This window comes from Flavobacterium sp. GNP008, from assembly GCF_056428965.1.
The window spans coordinates 1-215 of the sequence record NZ_JBWJVL010000084.1 but is presented as its reverse complement, the minus strand read 5'-3'; the positions used below and the strand labels follow the sequence as shown (position 1 = coordinate 215).

1 protein-coding gene is annotated in these 215 nt (G+C 67.4%); it reads right to left on the bottom strand.

Annotation, left to right across the window (positions count from 1 at the left end; all coding sequences use genetic code 11):
• The coding region (locus AC0608_RS13990; RefSeq protein ID WP_478289508.1) for a YhdP family protein at positions 1-215 on the bottom strand (215 nt) is incomplete at both ends.

Genomic DNA, 215 nt, shown 5'->3' with positions numbered 1-215 from the left:
GCGCAAGGCGCTGTTGCCCTCGCCGACCATCACATCGTGAGCCAGCAACACGGGAGCAAAGCCGCTCCAGCGCCCTTCCAGGCTGCCGATACGCAGGGGCATGCCCACCGCCGACTGGGCCTTGGCCTCGATCTCGGCACGGTATTCGGCCACCAACGGGGTCAATTCACGCCCCAGGCTCACGTACACCGCCGCCAAGACCAGCAGCAGCGCAC